The 16570-nt window shown below is 57.4% G+C and carries 15 protein-coding genes; 7 read left to right on the top strand and 8 right to left on the bottom strand.

From position 1 onward, the window contains the following. Nucleotides 1-5 precede the first annotated feature (5 nt). From B7G52_RS12725 to B7G52_RS12715, 3 genes are all read left to right on the top strand, one after another. The gene (locus B7G52_RS12725) at nucleotides 6-2003 is read left to right on the top strand and encodes a hypothetical protein (protein WP_096697949.1); all 1998 of its coding nucleotides are present in this window, start codon (nucleotides 6-8) and stop codon (nucleotides 2001-2003) included. Between the two features lie 19 nt (nucleotides 2004-2022). Further along, on the top strand, nucleotides 2023-5847 hold the full coding sequence (locus B7G52_RS12720) for an RNA-directed DNA polymerase (protein WP_096697948.1): 3825 nt from the start codon (nucleotides 2023-2025) through the stop codon (nucleotides 5845-5847). 66 nt (nucleotides 5848-5913) lie between these two features. Beyond that, complete coding sequence (locus B7G52_RS12715) at nucleotides 5914-6648, top strand: HNH endonuclease (RefSeq protein WP_096697947.1); 735 nt, start codon at nucleotides 5914-5916, stop codon at nucleotides 6646-6648. A gap of 25 nt (nucleotides 6649-6673) precedes the next feature. Here B7G52_RS12715 and B7G52_RS12710 read toward each other — a convergent pair whose 3' ends face one another. The 4 genes from B7G52_RS12710 to B7G52_RS12695 all read right to left on the bottom strand — a co-directional run bounded on the left by B7G52_RS12710 (nucleotide 6674) and on the right by B7G52_RS12695 (nucleotide 9956). Then, the gene (locus B7G52_RS12710) at nucleotides 6674-7204 is read right to left on the bottom strand and encodes a hypothetical protein (RefSeq protein ID WP_096697946.1); all 531 of its coding nucleotides are present in this window, start codon (nucleotides 7202-7204) and stop codon (nucleotides 6674-6676) included. Between the two features lie 281 nt (nucleotides 7205-7485). Beyond that, the gene (locus B7G52_RS12705) at nucleotides 7486-8997 is read right to left on the bottom strand and encodes an integrase domain-containing protein (protein ID WP_096697945.1); all 1512 of its coding nucleotides are present in this window, start codon (nucleotides 8995-8997) and stop codon (nucleotides 7486-7488) included. A gap of 25 nt (nucleotides 8998-9022) precedes the next feature. After that, nucleotides 9023-9475, bottom strand: coding sequence for a hypothetical protein (locus tag B7G52_RS12700; RefSeq protein ID WP_096697944.1), 453 nt, complete (start codon nucleotides 9473-9475; stop codon nucleotides 9023-9025). Nucleotide 9476: 1 nt separating this feature from the next. Then, nucleotides 9477-9956: a hypothetical protein gene (locus tag B7G52_RS12695; protein WP_096697943.1), complete on the bottom strand. Its 480-nt coding sequence runs from the start codon at nucleotides 9954-9956 to the stop codon at nucleotides 9477-9479. Nucleotides 9957-11642: 1686 nt separating this feature from the next. Here B7G52_RS12695 and B7G52_RS12690 point away from each other — a divergent pair. The 4 genes from B7G52_RS12690 (at nucleotide 11643) to B7G52_RS23355 (ending at nucleotide 14314) form a co-directional block, all read left to right on the top strand. Continuing rightward, nucleotides 11643-12716: a hypothetical protein gene (locus B7G52_RS12690; RefSeq protein ID WP_170954761.1), complete on the top strand. Its 1074-nt coding sequence runs from the start codon at nucleotides 11643-11645 to the stop codon at nucleotides 12714-12716. Between the two features lie 11 nt (nucleotides 12717-12727). Further along, nucleotides 12728-13084 carry a hypothetical protein gene (locus B7G52_RS12685; RefSeq protein WP_096697942.1) on the top strand — a complete coding sequence of 119 codons (357 nt, stop codon included), beginning with the start codon at nucleotides 12728-12730 and terminating at the stop codon, nucleotides 13082-13084. A gap of 261 nt (nucleotides 13085-13345) precedes the next feature. Continuing rightward, on the top strand, nucleotides 13346-13684 hold the full coding sequence (locus tag B7G52_RS12680; protein ID WP_096697941.1) for a hypothetical protein: 339 nt from the start codon (nucleotides 13346-13348) through the stop codon (nucleotides 13682-13684). Nucleotides 13685-13993: 309 nt separating this feature from the next. Further along, nucleotides 13994-14314, top strand: a complete 321-nt coding sequence (locus B7G52_RS23355; protein WP_141397454.1) for a hypothetical protein — start codon at nucleotides 13994-13996, stop codon at nucleotides 14312-14314. A 212-nt stretch (nucleotides 14315-14526) separates the two neighbouring features. On the opposite strand, the gene B7G52_RS12675 is transcribed toward B7G52_RS23355, so the two are convergent. The 4 genes from B7G52_RS12675 to B7G52_RS12660 all read right to left on the bottom strand — a co-directional run. After that, a complete protein-coding gene (locus B7G52_RS12675; RefSeq protein WP_096697940.1) occupies nucleotides 14527-14799 on the bottom strand; it encodes a hypothetical protein in 273 nt (90 codons plus the stop codon). An 89-nt stretch (nucleotides 14800-14888) separates the two neighbouring features. After that, nucleotides 14889-15317, bottom strand: a complete 429-nt coding sequence (locus B7G52_RS12670) for a hypothetical protein (protein ID WP_096697939.1) — start codon at nucleotides 15315-15317, stop codon at nucleotides 14889-14891. Nucleotides 15318-15631: 314 nt separating this feature from the next. Next, a complete protein-coding gene (locus B7G52_RS12665; RefSeq protein ID WP_096670597.1) occupies nucleotides 15632-15970 on the bottom strand; it encodes a hypothetical protein in 339 nt (112 codons plus the stop codon). Nucleotides 15971-16160: 190 nt separating this feature from the next. Continuing rightward, a partial coding sequence (locus tag B7G52_RS12660; protein WP_305790840.1) for a DnaB-like helicase C-terminal domain-containing protein occupies nucleotides 16161-16570 on the bottom strand: 410 nt, incomplete at its 5' end.

Genomic DNA, 16570 nt, shown 5'->3' with positions numbered 1-16570 from the left:
AAAGTATGGTAACTTGGCTGCAAAATTTCCCAGCAATTCGTTCACTTCCCCGCCTCTGGGTGGAGCGAGTCTGGCTACTTGCATCGCGCGAGCCGCTGGAAATCACCCGGATAGTGAATCTGCAGCCGGGTGTCAACATCGTTTGGGCGCGGGAGCCGGATTCGGATGAGGGTTCCTGCCTGGCCAGCGCCGGGCATGGTGTTGGCAAGACCTCGTTTTGCCTGCTGTTACGGTATCTGTTGGGTGACGATGCTACGGCAGTCACTGCCCTGCGTGAGAAGGCAGCGGCGAATTTTCCTAAGGGTGGCGTGGCTGCCAAGGTCAATATCGATGGCGTGGCCTGGTTGGTGTACCGCCCCTATGGGGCTTACAGCCATTCCTTTGCCAAAATTGGCGACCAACTTGAGGACTTGTTTGACGCCCAGATAGAGGGTGATTTTCAAACTTATCTTTCGTCATTTCGTACGGCCTTCATTGGCACACTTGCTGCTCAAACGCTGCCAGGCACAAATCAAGAATTGGAATGGCAGCATTTGCTTGCCTGGTGTGTACGTGATCAGAAGACGCGGTTTGACGGCTTCTTTCACTGGCGCGAGGGTGATGGCCTGGGTTTTCGTCGCCCGCGTAAGGACCCGCCGTTGTTCGTTAATTTGGTGTTGGGCCTTCTGGATGCTGAGGCTGACAAGCTGATGCGTACCGTGGAATCAACCCAAGCGGAACTGAGCAAAATTGAGGCCCAGATCCCTGACCTTGAGCGGGAGCCGGTTTTTGAACTGGCCCGACTTGAGCGGCAACTCAGAGCGCGGGTCGGGTCTAGTGACGACGAGCCGGTTCACGAGACGACTGTTGAGAGTTCGCTGGAGTCCAGGGTTAGGGACGTTTTGGCTCGCGCCGAAGAGGCTGAAAGGAAGTGGGAGCGGGAAGCCGCTGCCGCTGAAAACGCAATGGCCCCGAATTTGGTGAAGCTTGCTGAGTTGCAGGCCAAGTTCACAATGCTTGACTTGGAGAAGCAGCAAACTCAGGCATTGGTCAATGCCAACGAGGCGGAGTACACCCGGCTAACAACGGCGATTGCGGAGCTCGACCGCCTTGCTGGGTATTGCACGCATGGGCTGGTTGACTTTTCGGACTGCAACCACATCAAACTTCGGCGCGCTGCCCCAAACCTACCCTGGCATATGGACACTAAGGCCGCAAAAGCAGCAGCGCCGCGACTCTTGGCCGATTTGAAAGCTGACACCACTTCCTGTGAATCGGTGCAGAGGGCAAAGGAGCAACAGGAGCGAATCGTCAATGAACAGCGCGCTGCTGTCCGGCGAATTCAAATGAGAAGCGCGACAAGTGCGACGGGCCGTGAGCAACTTAAAACCCAGTGGGCTGATTTCCTGCCACTTTTCGCGCAAAGGCAGCAGGGCGCAGATTCCCCCGAACTGAAGCGTGTGAAAGACAAGCAGAAGCTGTTCTTGGGTCAGCTTGATAGTCAGAAGGCCGCACTGGTGCAGCGCAGGCAGCAATTGTCGCTGCGGGAAGAATCGTTGAGGTCGTTAACGAGATGTCTGGCAGAGCGGCTGTTGGGTGAAACGGGACATGGTCGCTTCATTGCAGATTCAGACAGCCGACCATTTGATCTATCGGTTGGTGGAGAAGCGTACCAAGTTTTGGAGGTTTTGCTGGGTGATGTGACTTGCCTTCTTGATGCGGCCACCTCGACCGGTAGCATCCATCCTGGATTTCTTGTTCATGATTGTCCACGTGAGGCGGACATGAGTGCGGTGCTGTACCGGAATTTCTTGATGATGGCTTCGGAGGCAGACGAGCAATTAGCCAACGGCGGCAACGTTCCATTCCAGTACATCGTTACAACGACATCGGCACCACCTGTTGAACTGCGTGGTGCGAGGCATGTGGTGCTCGAATTGCTGCCTGGGAGCGAGGAACATTTGCTGTTTAAGCGAGCGTTGGAGACAAGCTTGCCGGGCATGAACACTCAGGGCCAGATATGAAAAATTGGGCAGTCTTTTCATGAGCATCGTCAGGGAGAAGTACCTCAACCTTGCGCCACGGGCTGAGTACCTTCACGATATCGTTGTTTTGGCCCAAGCATGGAAGAAATCTCATACCTATATTCGACGTCATAACTGGTACGCGGACACGCTTGAACTGGATTGCTCAGCCGTGGATCTTGACAACAAGCTTGGTGAATGGGCAGCAGCGTTACTTCAGGGGGACTATCAACCCAAGCCATCATGTGTAGTGCCTGCACCCAAAAACGCTCCCTGGGTCTTCAGTGAATCACTGCCTGGAGGGTGGGGGCCGAAGGTGGGTTCTGCAGGTTCGGTTCTGCGGCCACTCGCTCACCTGGGTATCCGTGAACAAACGGTCGCAACGGCATTGATGTTGTGTTTGGCCGATTGCATTGAAACTGCGCAGGGTAACCCGGCGGAAACTCCAGAGCAGGCCGTAGTTAATGGCGTTTACAGCTATGGCAATCGCCTTTACTGCAACTGGTCCAGCGAAGGGAATCGAGCGAGATTTTCATGGGGAAACTCGAATACCTATAGCCGATATTTTCAAGATTATCAACAGTTTGTCGTTCGCCCGAACGCTATGGCGCGGGTCGTTCATACCCAGAAGGCTGACGATGAGTTGGTCTACATCGTCAAACTCGACCTCAGCGCTTTCTATGACAACGTCGATGTTGACCGTCTCGTAACCTGCCTGCAGCGTGAATACACGGCATTCCGCAAGTCAGATAAATCGCGGCCTGCATCAGACGCTGCATTTTGGAGGCTCGCCCGCCAAGTGCTTAGCTTCAGTTGGCGCGAACAGGACAGGGCATTGGGCCATTTATTTAGAGATGAGAAATTACCGGATGGCCTGCCACAGGGATTGGTGGCAAGTGGCTTTTTGGCAAATGCCTATATGTTGGATTTCGATAGAGCGATAGGCGCTGCATCCAAGAAAACATCTCGCATTGAAGGTGATTTCGAAATTCGCATTCACGACTACTGCCGATACGTCGATGACTTGCGACTCGTCGTTTCTGTAAAGGCAACCGAAGCGGACGAGTCGAAGGTCGCACAAACGATAGCCAAATGGATTCAGGGCTACCTCGATGATTTCACATCTGTAAAAAGCGAGGAGACTTCACGTCTGCATGTGAACAGTGAAAAGACTGAGCTGGAACTCTACAGTGCGGTGGGCGGGGAGTCCGGCATCGCGGCAAGCATGAAGTCCATGCAGCAACAGCTGAGTGGACCGTTCGACCTTGCGACACTTCAGCAAGTTGAAACGGGACTCAACGGACTCTTGGCGCTTGCGGAACTTGGATTAAAAGAGGAGTCGCCCTCGGCATCGTCAGAGTCGTTGCCCATGCTGGCCGCTGTGGCTCGCCCCAAGCTGGAGGTACGGGATGACACATTAACCCGATTTTCAGCCTATCGTCTAACGAAGTCGCTTCGCATGCGTAGAAGCATGACCGATCTGAGTGAGAAAGATGGTGAGGTTTCGGCGAAAGATGCGCTGCTGCATGATTTCGAGGTGGTTGCCCGTCGCCTCGTTGCTGCCTGGGCGGTAAATCCATCGCTGGTTCAAGTGCTTCGGTATGCGTTGGATCTTTATCCGTCCCCCGACCTACTGGCACCAGTGGCCGATGCCTTGACTAAGAAGCTTATGGTCGATGGGTTGTCCCCCAAGGAAGAGATGGTGATTCTTTACGTGCTGGCCGAACTCTTCAAGGCGGGCGCAACGGAAGCCGGCCAACGCGCAGCGCACGATGCCGCATTTCAGGTTGGTGATGTGGGCGAATATCGGGTTAGTTTGGTGGGCCTCGCACAGACCGTGCTGGAATGGCCAGACGTGCCTTGGTACGTGCAGCAACAGGCTGCCTTGCTTTTTGCGACGGTAGGATATTCGACAGACGCGCTGTCTTCTGGGGATGAATTACGGTTTCATCGAACACTGCACGAGTTCCTACGGACTGAGAGTAAGAGCCGTTGCGTTTCCACTAAAGACGAGGTTTCCGTCTCCCTTGTGGGGTATCAACTGCGTGGGGAGCCCGCGGAATACATCAACTGGTTCAAGAGATTCGCTTTTGGCCGAAAGAGTCGACGAGATGTCTCCGATGCCTTGCAACTCATTGGGCAAACAGACCAGAACTTGTTCGCTGGCATAACGCGGCCAGGGCAGGGAAAAGCCGCAGTAGACGCAAAGTTAATGCCTGGATATTTGGGCCAGTATGTCGATGCCCGCTGGCCAACCAATCCGCCGGAATTGCCGGTTAACGCTTGGATTTCGTTTGCAAAGGTTATCACCCATCCGGCGGCTGTGTTCGATCAAGAAAATGCATTACTTCAACTGGCTCTAAAACTGGCCAATTTGCCTGGGGCGTCTCTTAAGATGCCCGAGCGGCTAACCCCATTGACACTTCACCTGCAGTGTCAAGACTGGCATAAGTTGAAAAATCCGAATGCTGATGTCCTGTCCGTGAAGTACGAGCCGGGTCCGGATGAGCGTGATCCAGTCCATGCAACCCCGAACTGGTGTACACGCGATAAAGCTTGGATGTACGCGTTTGGTCGGCTGTTAAGAGCTGCTGCAACTGGTGAGCTTGATTTCACCGCACGTCAGTGGCTACTTCGAGATGAATCGGGTTGGTACAGCGGCATACGGAGTACCTGGCAGAAACGTCGAATGGGTATGTTGCATACATCGACTGCGCTTGTTGGAACGACGTCAGCCATTACGCCTTGGTTTTCCAAGCTGCTGCTCGGGTTGCTACGCTGGCCAGGAATCACAGTGGACGGAGCCTTGGCTGACATAGAGGCTGTGAAGACGCCGAAGGACTTTGCTGTTTTTGTCCAGAGTCGCCTCGATCAACAAGCTCAACTGTTTGGTGCGAGTTCGAATGTCCCGGTATATCGGTACCCAGTGGAATGGCCTCTGAAAGCGAGTCGACAACTCAGGATCGTTTTGGTTCAAGGCCTTATGCCTGCCAACAAGGATTTTGACCATGGCTTAGCAGGGCTAGCAGATCCTCGGTATCGCGAACGTCACCGCAACCACACGGCCGCATTGCTGCACTTGGCGTACCGGCAACTTTTGGCCCGTGATTCCGTGCTGGGAAAGGACCATAAGCCCCAGGTTGATCTCGTTATTTTCCCGGAATACACGATTCATGTGGATGACCAGGACCTGATGCGTTCGTTTTCAGATGCAACTGGCGCTATGCTTTTTTATGGGCTTCTTGGTGCCACGGCGCCCAGAACCGTGGAGCCAATCAATGCGGCGCGCTGGTTGGTCCCGCAGCGACGAGGCGATCGGCGTTCGTGGGTGGAGGTTGACCAAGGAAAGTGGCACCTAACCACGGAAGAGCAGGAGCTGAAAGTGTCGCAATGGCGTCCGTACCAGGTTGTCATTGAGCTTTGTTGGAAAGGCGAACCCGGTTACAGAATATCTGGGGCCATTTGCTATGACGCTACGGACATCTCCCTTGCGGCGGACCTCAAGGATGAGAGTCATGTGTTTGTGATTGCCGCGATGAATAAGGACGTCAAGACATTTGACAGCATGGTCGGAGCGTTGCGGTATCACATGTATCAGCATGTGCTGATCGCAAATTCCGGCGAATTTGGTGGATCAACTGCACAGGCTCCCTACGACCAGGAACACAAGCGACTGCTATCCCATGTTCATGGGGCGCAGCAGATTGCAGTCAGTGTTTTCGACGTAGACATCGATGACTTTGGTCCGAAATTAAATGCCGCTGATCCTGGGGCCGTGGTTTTGAAGCATATATCCGAGCGGATTGGGAAAACCCGCCCCGCAGGATTGAAAAGGAAAAAATGACATGAAAGAATTCCTCTTTGTGGCGTTCATTCGAGACTATTGCACGAACCATGCGGGAGTTGAGGAGTGAACCCTCTGGAACGAACTCGTCTGGAAAAAGCCGCCGCCGACTGCGGCTTTGAACTCTCGCCTGAGTTGGTCGACGGTGGACTGGTATATCGTTCGGCCCAGTTCCCAGAAATCATCACCGTACGGCCGACAGGCGATGACACCTTCACGCTGCAAGCATCGGCACTAATGCTTTTGCCACTGGCGGATGAGTCTGCCGATGGGCTCAAGGTGCACGGCTGGAATGTCCTCTACCAAGTTCTCGACAAGGCCGCAGCCACAGCTAGAACCATGCCCAACCGCGTTGCGCAAAAGTTCCAGCAGGTGACGGCAACGATGCCAAAGGCCACCGAGGCCGAGCGCTTGGTCGTACAGCGCGTTGGTCAAAACCTGTTTCGTGGAGCGTTGTTGGATTACTGGCAGGGTTGTTGCTGCGTGACAGGCTTGGCGATATCCGAACTTTTGCGGGCCTCTCATATTCAGCCATGGGCGTTGTGTGACGCCGATGAGCAACGCCTGGATGTCTATAACGGCCTCTTGCTTTCGCCAAATTTAGACGCTTTGTTCGATGGTGGTTGGGTTACCTTCACGTCAACAGGCTCAATTGCCATCGCATCTTCACTGCCTCGGACCGCACTGGAGCTGTTGGGCGTGGGCCCGGATTCGCGAATTCAGGGGCTCAAGCCTAAGCATTCACTGTATTTGGAATTTCATCGCCAGCGGGTGTTTCGGGGCAATGGAGCCAGCCTGTGACTCATATTCCGCCGTTTTCTTCTGATCATATCGAAGCGGTAGCACGTGAGGTGTCAAACGTGGGGACGCACGGGGGGCCCGCGCCCGTAGCCGTTCTTGCGGACTTCAGGGGCTTCGCGGAAAAATTGCAATACGCATACTGCATACAGGGCGACCTCAAGGGCCAGGAAGAACAAGGCGGCTGGGTGCAGTCCCAGAGGGGATTCCGTGAGGCCGAGCACTGTGGTGGCTGTTCCCGCGAAAGCGACCAGCGAATGGGCGCCCAGGACTGCGCAGAAAAGTGAGTCGCTGCGGGGTTGCTGCGCAAGGTGAACGAACCGAGCACGAACAAGGTCGCAATGGTCGATGCAAGAAATACGAGCCAATCGGAGCCGTGAACGACGCTCCAGCGCAGGGCCGAGGCGATGAAGAACACGAGCAGAAACGAGAGGTCGCTGATGCCGGTGTCGGTGATCCATCTGTAGGCGGGCCTGCCGATGGCGATGCGCCAAAGGTGCCAGCCCATTGCACCGATCCAGGTGAAGGCGATCTGGGCGAGGATGTTGAGGAGGTTCATGTTGGTTCGGGGGTGATCAATTCAGCTTCTCACCGATGAGCGTTCTGTCAATGCCGTGGATTTGCCTGGCAAATGTTTGGCGCCCGGTCGATGGGCGGCATTTGGGCTGATGGCACGGCGTTACTACATCTGATGGCGGGTTTTCAAGCTGGAACGGTGTTATTCGTTCTGTGGGGCTGGGCCGAGGTGTTCCGGGTCGCTCTGGTCAACTGGTTCGCCCTCCTCCCTGTCGCCCTCTCTCGTGAGGAGCTGGTAAGCAGGCAAGTAAGGGGGCCGGCCTTTCACCGGATGATGATTTCGAGGGCATCGTCTGGGGGCGACTCGTCGTGGTGCTCGCTGAGATCGACGGGGCGACCGTAGAGCTCAAGGATGTTCTGCTTGAGGACAAAGCGGGTGTTGGTTTCCAGCGGGCGGCGGTGTTCAGTCCGCACAATCACACGCAGCTTCTCGTTGGCATTAACTTCCAGGCCCTGGGCGAAGCGGCCGCCGAGCCAGACAGCCGACAGGCCAGCTGCGCGAACGGTGCGCTGGAACTCGGTGTTCTCTTCCGTGCGCTGGATCCAGTCAACAATCCGGGCCTTGCGGGTGCGCTCGAGCATGGGCAGGGAGCCGACATAGGCCTGCGTCACATCCGCGCGGAAGTGCCCGAGCTCGCGGCTGACCTGTGTGCGGGCCTCGAGATCCGCATCACGGATGGCCTGGGTGACCTGCAGGGGCGCATCGCGGTGGACGGGCGGGGCCATGCCGGCGATGCTGGCGTAGCGGCGCGCGGCGTACTGGTGGCGCAGGCCATGGGCCGTCACGCCCAGGGAGGCGCGGGTCACGCCGACCATGCCGAGCTGGTAGTAGAAGTGGTTTTTGCTCTGCAGCAGGGTTCGGCCCTGTTCGGACAGGGTGCCCTTCCTGTTGCGAGCGGCATAGAGCTTGGCGCGCTCGATCACGTCTCGTTGCCATTGCCGCATGGCCGGATCGTCCTCAAAGCGCACGTCGCGCGGCAGGCCGCCCTTTGTGCCGTGAACAATGCGCAGGACGTGGCCCTCGTCGGCCGCTGCCGGGTTGAGCTGGATGGACTCTTTCATCCGGAGGCCAAATGCGGCCTGTACTTCCAACTGGATGGCGGTCAGGGGGCTGCGCCGCTGCAGCTTTTCCAGCACCTCGTGAAGATCCACGTCGTTCTGGTCCCAGGCAAGGCTCTCGGTGGCCACCGTATGCCGCCAGTTGGGAACCTCCACACCCTCGCGGTTGAGCCAGGTGCGCAGGTCATGGCCCTTTGGGACGATGTTTTCCTTTCCTATGAAGGTCAGGAACCTCCTCAGAATGGATATCTTGTTCTGAATGGTGCCGCTACCCTGCCCTTGGGCGAGCCAGTACCTGATGAGTCGCAGGACATGAGCTTTGCCGATCTCGCCAAGGTTGCGCACGGCGGCGCGGTCGGCGCGCAGGTCGTCAATCATGCGGATCATGCCGTCGCTGTAGGCGCTGCAGGTGCGCTCGGACACGGGGCGCTTGCGGCCGGTACCGGACTTGATGACGAATTCGTCGAAGAACATCGCGAGCTGGGCCTTGGGGTTGTCAGGGTGGCGTTTCTGAACCCGGGCCAGGACGCCCATGGCCGCGCCTGCCGCGTTGCTGGCTGACTTGTCCCTCCGCTTGATCTCTTGTGCCTCTTCGCGGATGCGCCTGTTGATCTCGCGCGTTGTGGGCTCACGGCCGCCGGCGCCCAACTGATCGCCAGCAAGGTCCAACGGAATCGTTCTGTGGTCGGTGCGCAGGTCTCGCAGTTCGTGCCTCATCTCGCGTCCTTTCGTGTTTCAGGGGTCAGTAGCACGGTTCATCGTCAAATTCGATCTGGGCCTGCGCATGGACGCGGGCTTCGCGTTGGGCAATGAAGCTGTAGGCCTGGTCGACGCTTTCCGGATCCAAACGCGGAAAGGGGCGGAATCCTTTTGAAGAGCTGACCCAGATCGCGCGAGTCCACCGAATGGCGCCGGTGTCGTCGGCGCTGGGCCGGGGCGGGCTGGCCCTCAGGGTCCAGTCTTGCCACATGACAGCTTTGCCGGCGGACAGGGCATCGAAGATCGAGCGGGGGTCGAGGGTCGCAACGTGCTGCACCGGTGCTTTGTCCGTCACTTCGAGCCAATGGGCGCTCAAGCTGATGATCTGGCGTGCCGGCAGGGGCAGGCAGTAGATCCGCGCCGCCAGGGGGGCCGTGGAGTCTTCCCCCGCCGATCGGGCGTGCCTGCAGAGCACATGGCGTTGCTTGCGCATCATTTCAGCCTTTGGCTGCATCGCAGAGGGTTGCGTTCAGGCCCTGAGATCCGGACGGTACCGAATGGGCGGGCTGTCCCAAGGGAGGGGTGAGCTGGGCGCGGCGGGCCGGCATGCCATGTTGTTCAGCGCACGCGGTCCCAATTGCGAGGACCTTCCTCAAGGCATCCAGTGCCCCGCCGGGGTGGTCGGCGCTGGCCAACGCGTCCTGGGCCCGGCGCAGATGCACGCTGATGAGCATCAACCAGGTGCCTACCTCATGAGGGTTGGCCACGACGGTCCCATGCTTGGCGTCCTGGTAGGCACGCTCGCCCGCAATCGCCTGGAACGCGGACGCGCGTCGCTCGTGCCCCTCAGTCACTTCCGGTGGCAACAGGCTGAGCCTTTGGGCCAGCAGGAGGGCTGCAGATTGCTGCGCGGACGCGGGCAACTGCTCGATCGCACGGCACAGCTCCTGCGCTTCCGTCAACATTTCTTCAATCATCGTTTTCTCCTGCCAGCCGGAATCCCTTCACATCGACGCGGCTGAAAACGTCGGGTGAGCTGCCAAAAATGGCTTTTGTTCGTCGCACGCATAGGTAGAGCCGATGAGGTGCAGCTGCGTGACGTGGCTGTGCCTCCGGGCGCGGTGAAGTCGGTTTGGGGTGCGCTGGTCCCCCGCAGGATTCGTCCTACGGCGCGCTGGTGATGTGTTGCCTGGCTGTTGCGGCCCCAGGCGGGCTTGAAAGGTCAGTTGTTTCGCACGGATCGTTAGCAAACTCTCCTGCCTATCCCGTTGCGACCGGGGGGCAACTCCTTTCGGAGTCTCCTGTGCCGCGAGAACGGGCGACACAGGGGGTTACTGGCATCAGCCAGGGCTTTTAAGGAAGCCAACCTTCATCCGGCTCTCGCCGGTGTTCTTGATCCCACTCAGTACGCACTGACGTTGCGCACCCCAATGTCATCTGTTTATGAGCTATCACCTTGTAAGCCTCAAAAGGCTCCCGTCCTCAAATGGACAGGCGGATAGCGCATCTCGCTGCGAGCGCCTTAAGGCCTCCAGGGAGTAGATGGTTGGAACGTGGAATTGAATTCGCTTTAACCGCTTGCGCGGCTCCGCCCATCGCCCTCACCAGAGGAGCTAAGGATGGCAGGCCCAGATTCGGGCGCTGAAGAGTTTGCTAGTGAGCGCTGTTCGTTTGAACGGCACTTCCTCCAAGGACAGTCGATGACTTCCGAGGCTTTGGGTGTATTCGACCCGTGCGATTGCTCGCGAAGATTCAGAACGCGCCTTGCGTTGTGAGTTCTAAGCTGAGTTTGCTCTGTTGAGCGATGTTGTCCGAGGGACAGAAGTAGTTACGACTACCAGCGATCCCGACAAGCGGGGCCAATTCACATGTGGAGTTGGACTTTGATGGATGCTGCCACTGGGACAGCGAGTTGGCAAATTGCCAGCACGGATGAAATGTACTTCGTTTGGTTTTGTCGTGCAAGTGATTGTGGACAAAATGCGGGGAGGGAGCGGTTGTCCACAGAGTCAACTTTCGGCTCAGTGTGAATCTCAGGGGCTTAGGGGTCCAGGCAGGACCAATACGGGCGCGGGGTCCGTGTTCTCTCAGTCTTGAGTCAGTTGATGACATGGTCCGGTGAGTGGGCCTGTGGACAAGACGATCGGCCCTGCAGTGTCGGTCATCCTGGCGCACTCCAAACGTGGGCCTCGCGAGCCGGTTGAAAGCTGCGCTGCAACGCCGAAGCCTTGATAGTGGTGGTCTGCATCGGGCAGGCGCAGGTGCAAGCTGATCAGCACGCTCTGGGGAACTGCGATCCAGAGCGCTTCATTGACCAGGAATGTCCACTTTCGGGCTTTCTGTGTCCAGTTCTACTCGGCCGGCTGCACTTTTCGTGGTGCCTTGCGCCGCATTGGACAGGAACGTCCGGTCTTGGGCTTTCTGCGTCCATTTCGTCGGTCGAGCGATGCGATTGCGGGAGGCGAATGGACAGAGGTGTCCGCAATTGGGCTATCTGCGTCCACGTTGCCCGCGTTCACGGCAACTAATACCGCACCGTCGCGTTTCCGTGGACAGGATTGGCCACTATTGGGCTTTTTTTGGTCACGATCATTTGCCGCGCGCTGGACCCGCCTCTACCATTTGCGTCAACACGACTTGTGTTGCCTTTATCTGGAGAGTCCATGAAACCCGACACCCCTGTGGTGGTCGACGTTCGAGCAATTGACGTTGGCTACTTCTCTATCAAGCTGTCCCTCGGCCGCAAACTGGTTGGTGATTCAAGCACCATTGCGACCGCCCTCTTCCCCAGCCTCGCACCGCGGCTGCCGGCAGGACTGACACCCCAAAGCGCCCTTCACGGAAAGCCTGATGGCTGCGTTGTGGCCGTCGAGGACGTCAACTACTTTGTCGGTCGCGACGCAATCCTGTACAGCTCCGGACGCGAGCCACGTGAAGTTCTTGCGGACTACAGCCAGACAGACAAATATCTCGCCCTAATGCGTGGGGCACTGCACTATATTTTTCAGGATGCGCAGGCGAAGTCAGAGCTGGTGATCCGGCACCTGGTGCTGGGCCTGCCGCTCAACACCTTCGGCGAGAACAGGGACAAGCTGGCCCAGCGTGCCATGGGCGAGCATCTTCTTCCCGATCCAGTTCACCCGGGCGCGCATCGCCGCATCACGGTTGAGCGCGCCTCGGTCATTGTGCAGCCGCAGGGCGCACTGGTCAGCTATGCCGCCAATCACACGAAAACGTTTCAGGATGGCTGGGTGCTGGTGGTAGATCCGGGCGGCGGCACCCTTGATTGGTACGTGGCACGTGGGCGCCTGCCCAACTGGCAGCGGTCGGGTGCCTACCCCAAGAGCATGCTGGCCTGTGCCTACGCGGTGGCAGACAAGATTGACGCGACCTGGCGCGACAACTTCGAGATCATCGAGCGGATCGACAAGGCAATCCGCGAGAATGCGCCGTCATTCAAGACGGGCGGCCAGACGTACGAGTTGTCGAATTTTGCTACCGGGATTGAAGCCGTGCTGAAGGAGTCGACTGACAAGATGGTCGCAAAGCTCGGTTCGCTGGACAATCTTGACACGATCCTTTTCACCGGCGGCGGCGCGAAGGTCTACCACGACTTCTTTTCGAAGCGTTATCCCAAGCTCGCTCCGATCATGGCCATGGACGACGACCCGGTGTTTGCCAACGTCAAGGGCTTTCATGTCGCCGGCGAGATCATGTCCATGCCGGTACGGGCCTAAAGGGGGATTGAATGTCTTCCGCAGCGACCGATGACCGAGAAATCCGTTTGAGGATCTTGATCGACCGGGACATGCCCGATCTGTTTGCCCGTCTTGGCGGTGCGAAGCGCCCGGCCAGGGAGGTGATTCACCTCCTGCGACTTGGCATCCAGTTTGAGCGGTACTTCAATGGAACCTCTGCCCCCTACCTTACAAGCGCAAGCCCTATTCCGGCGGAGCGAACTTCGGCGGCCGCGGGAGAGCCTGCCAGTGCACCGGTACGGGCCGTGGCGCAGAAGGATGCAGCGGCCGAGAGCATGGCCTTCGTCGAGCAGACGGGGCTTTCGGCTGACTACTTTAATTCGGCCCCACCCGCCTATGTTGATTAGGTGGCGCAGATGGGAGAAAGGAAAGGCCGGACAGATCCGGCCTTTTTTTTCCTGCAATCTGGGCGGGGTGTGATGCGAAAGCAATATTCACATCGGCATAGGCCTAAATTGCATGCCGTTCGTTCGGTGGCGGTTGACGCCGGCGCTGATGAACATGCGCAGATCAGTTGGAAAATCCTTCGACTGGGGGGGGGTTGACGGGAAGAGAAACTATGAGAACCTGTATCTACAGAAACAGAATTCATTGCGAAAGGGTCTGTCATGAACCAAGTTATTTCCCTGGAAATCACGTCGGAGGACTTCCGGCAAAACTACGTCCCTGAGCCGATTGTGCCGGTCAATGGGCGCCACTGGATGCTGGACTTCGCTCCTGCACGCGACCTGCTCAAGGCAACGCTTTTGAAGCGCACGCCCAGCGCAGAAGCGCACATGTTCCGTGAGCGTGGCGCGAACATCCAGGCGCTCGACGTCAGGCTCGATGAAATGATTGATGTGTTGGGCCTGCGTGGCGAGCCGCGTCCTGTTGGCCACGTCGATTGCATCACTGCTTCGGTCAAGCTGCTTGTCCGGATGTTTCGGGAGGCGGTTAGCCTTCGTTAGGAGCGCAGAGGCCGCATCAAATGTGGCTTCAGCGAGTTATCCACAGGAGTGCTTCGACACCGGGCCGTTTTCGGAGCCGTGATGCATTTCGCGAGAGTTATCCATCTGTTCGCGTGGATAAGTCGGGCCTCATTTGACGTAAAGCCTTTGCCCATGCGGGCGGAGCTGGGAATCCTATTTTTTAAGCAGCCCGGGTTCATTGCATCTACGGAACGCGATGCGAAGGACCTGGTCAGAAGTACTCCAGTAGTGCGAAAAGAATGAGGCAAGCAACATCATTCGCCCGAGCGAGGTGAAAAACTGCTCAAAATGACGATAAGCAAAGAGCCGAGTAGCGTGCAATGCGCATCGGCTGCGCCAACGGGAAGTGAAATGCCTGATTTGACTAAATTGACCGATGAATGGCGTCGCCTCGCACGGTACAGCGTCTACCGAACTCAAGGTTTCGCAGTTCAACGCTCTGAAGTGAAAACGATATTGCATACGGATCAGACATACGCTCAGGCTATCGTCAAGGTCAGTTTGGCAGAGGCAGCGCTTCGGAAGGAGCCCGGCTATCGCCCGTGGGTGATGTCGAGAGCTCTTATCGGCATGCAGTTGGAGAATCCCATAGCGATTCGGAAAGCATGACCTGGAACTGCAGCGCGCCACTTCGATTTCGTTGTATTGACCCCTGCCTAAATTCTTGAATCTCCGCCCGCTGGGCCAAAAAAAAGCCCCGTGCCTGTCATGTGACGGGTACGGGGCTGTGGGTGTTTCTCGGGTGACCAGCTCATTGAGCCAGCAGTCATCACGTTGTGGGGATCTCCACGGGCCGGATAACGCATTGTTGTTGGGACCGCTCACTGGTGGTGGCGGTACTCGTGCCTTAGACCTGCAGGGATGTGGTGAATGTGAACCCACTCCTTGCCAGCCTTCCGGGCGATGCCGATGAGCTCCTGGATCTCTTGCGGGCCTTCGCCGAAGTCCTGTTCGGGTGGCAGGACCTTGACCAGGAAACCGTCGTGGGTCTCGATCTGAACAAGATCGGTTGCGTCATTGGCGAGCAGCTCCAGGGAGAACTTGCTCAGGAGGTGCCCGTTGACCGTATAGGATTTTTGCGGAATTTGATTCATGTCTTTATGGGTAGGCGGAAGCTATGCGCGATGCACAGCTCCGCTACTAGCCTTGTTGTTATGTCGAAGTTGACCAGCCCTACCGGGCTTCAGTCTGGTCGGGGCGTGTGTGCGGCTTGCGCCGTCACCCGCACCGGAGTCGAATTTGCTTGTTGCGCGTGAGTACGCGCAACTTGCCGGCCGCCGGATGATGTCGCGACTGCGATGGCCACCGGAGCTTCCTCAACGTCACCGTAGACGGGGAGTTCAGACGCCACCGTGCCGTCGCAGTCCAGCATCAGCCAGTTCTGCTGATGCCGCTGGGCGTACTGGATGCAGGCCTTGAGGTCAGCCGGCACTTCATCACTAATGGTGAGTCCGTCGGCTTCTGTGGGCACATGCACGAACCAGCCCCAGGGGCCTTTTGGATAAATGAGTGCGCCGTCCACGAGGTCCTGGTTCAGCAGGGTTCGTGTTTCGGGTTTGAGGTGGGCCGTGGACAGGTCCAGCATCGTGAAAGTCGTTGGCTGACTTTGCATTTGATTCTTCCCAAAAAATATGGGGGAATCGCCCCCGGAGGGAGAGATCCCCCCGTGGGTTGTTAAAAAAAATGCCGCTGAATCGCGGCATAGTTTGGTTAGGCTTCGGCGTGTCGTTTGAGACGTGACCTGTTTCGTTCCTGGTTTCGTTGATGCAACCGTTTGTTGCCCTTCCCTACCCAACGGGCAAGGAAGAGCGCCGCAATGATCCCAAGCACCTGGAAGGCGTTGAAATATGTGAGATAGGTTTCACTCATTGTGGGTCCAAGTTCAGGCATGTTGATGACCTCATTATAAGAAACCGGTGGACTTTTTCAAGCCCTCCTGTTCCGTCTACGAGGCCGCCGTTCATCAGATTCCTGTTCCAGCTCGTGCACGCGGAATGCGAGTGCGAAGCTCAGGCGCAGAAAGATGAGATACCAGGCTGCGGCAGCGATGAAGGTTTCCGGAGAGTTCTCCTTGTAACCAAGCAAGCCACCTACTGCTGAACCGACGTTTGCGATGTCTTTGACGACGTCTCGCAGATTGTCGACGGAAGCGCGCCGCTGCATGAATGCTTTGACGTTCTTCACCAGGTAAGGTCCGACCTCAACTACAAATCCCAGAAGTGCGCATGCAAGTCCGGGGGCCAAAGCCAGAAAGACACTTTTCATAGTAGCTCCTTGGCTTACACCAGACGGAGCTACCCCAACAGGGAAAGCCCTGTCGGGTGATTTGGGCATGCATGAAGCATGCGTCGTCGCGAAATGCGAAAACGTTCAAACTATCGCCGACTAGTCTGGATTCGGCAAATGATCACGACCAATCGCCTCGCCCGGCGATGGCCAGAGCTTCAAAAATGGATCAAAGCTCCTGCAGGCTGGAGAATTTGGTGATTCGATTCTGGAAAGCAAGTTTCACGGTGCCGGTCGGGCCGTTACGCTGCTTGCTGATGATGACCTCGGCCACACCGGGCTCCTTGCAAGCGTCCTTGGTGTAGTACTCGTCGCGGTAGATGAACATGATGATGTCGGCGTCCTGCTCGATCGCGCCGGACTCGCGCAAATCGCTCATCATGGGGCGTTTGTCGGTGCGCGACTCGACGCCGCGGCTCAGCTGTGACAGCGCAATCACCGGGCACTGCAGCTCCTTGGCCAGCATCTTCAGGCCGCGCGAGATCTCGCCAACGGCCGTGGCACGGTTTTCCTCGGCCATGCCGCTGGACACGCTCATGAGCTGCAGGTAATCGACCACGATCAGGCCGAGCTTGCCGC

This window comes from Polaromonas sp. AER18D-145 (assembly GCF_002379095.1).
In the GTDB taxonomy this organism is placed as follows: domain Bacteria; phylum Pseudomonadota; class Gammaproteobacteria; order Burkholderiales; family Burkholderiaceae_C; genus Polaromonas.
This window is presented reverse-complemented; position numbering and strand designations above follow the sequence as displayed.

Excerpts from the sequence above, each read along its gene's own strand:
- B7G52_RS12690 (WP_170954761.1), top strand. The coding sequence starts at position 11,643 with ATGAAACCCGACACCCCTGTGGTGGTCGACGTTCGAGCAATTGACGTT.
- B7G52_RS12675 (WP_096697940.1), bottom strand. The coding sequence starts at position 14,799 with ATGAATCAAATTCCGCAAAAATCCTATACGGTCAACGGGCACCTCCTG.
- B7G52_RS23355 (WP_141397454.1), top strand. The coding sequence starts at position 13,994 with ATGACGATAAGCAAAGAGCCGAGTAGCGTGCAATGCGCATCGGCTGCG.
- B7G52_RS12720 (WP_096697948.1), top strand. The coding sequence starts at position 2,023 with ATGAGCATCGTCAGGGAGAAGTACCTCAACCTTGCGCCACGGGCTGAG.
- B7G52_RS12710 (WP_096697946.1), bottom strand. The coding sequence starts at position 7,204 with ATGAACCTCCTCAACATCCTCGCCCAGATCGCCTTCACCTGGATCGGT.
- B7G52_RS12725 (WP_096697949.1), top strand. The coding sequence starts at position 6 with ATGGTAACTTGGCTGCAAAATTTCCCAGCAATTCGTTCACTTCCCCGC.
- B7G52_RS12700 (WP_096697944.1), bottom strand. The coding sequence starts at position 9,475 with ATGATGCGCAAGCAACGCCATGTGCTCTGCAGGCACGCCCGATCGGCG.
- B7G52_RS12665 (WP_096670597.1), bottom strand. The coding sequence starts at position 15,970 with ATGAAAAGTGTCTTTCTGGCTTTGGCCCCCGGACTTGCATGCGCACTT.
- B7G52_RS12685 (WP_096697942.1), top strand. The coding sequence starts at position 12,728 with ATGTCTTCCGCAGCGACCGATGACCGAGAAATCCGTTTGAGGATCTTG.
- B7G52_RS12680 (WP_096697941.1), top strand. The coding sequence starts at position 13,346 with ATGAACCAAGTTATTTCCCTGGAAATCACGTCGGAGGACTTCCGGCAA.
- B7G52_RS12670 (WP_096697939.1), bottom strand. The coding sequence starts at position 15,317 with ATGCAAAGTCAGCCAACGACTTTCACGATGCTGGACCTGTCCACGGCC.
- B7G52_RS12695 (WP_096697943.1), bottom strand. The coding sequence starts at position 9,956 with ATGATTGAAGAAATGTTGACGGAAGCGCAGGAGCTGTGCCGTGCGATC.
- B7G52_RS12705 (WP_096697945.1), bottom strand. The coding sequence starts at position 8,997 with ATGAGGCACGAACTGCGAGACCTGCGCACCGACCACAGAACGATTCCG.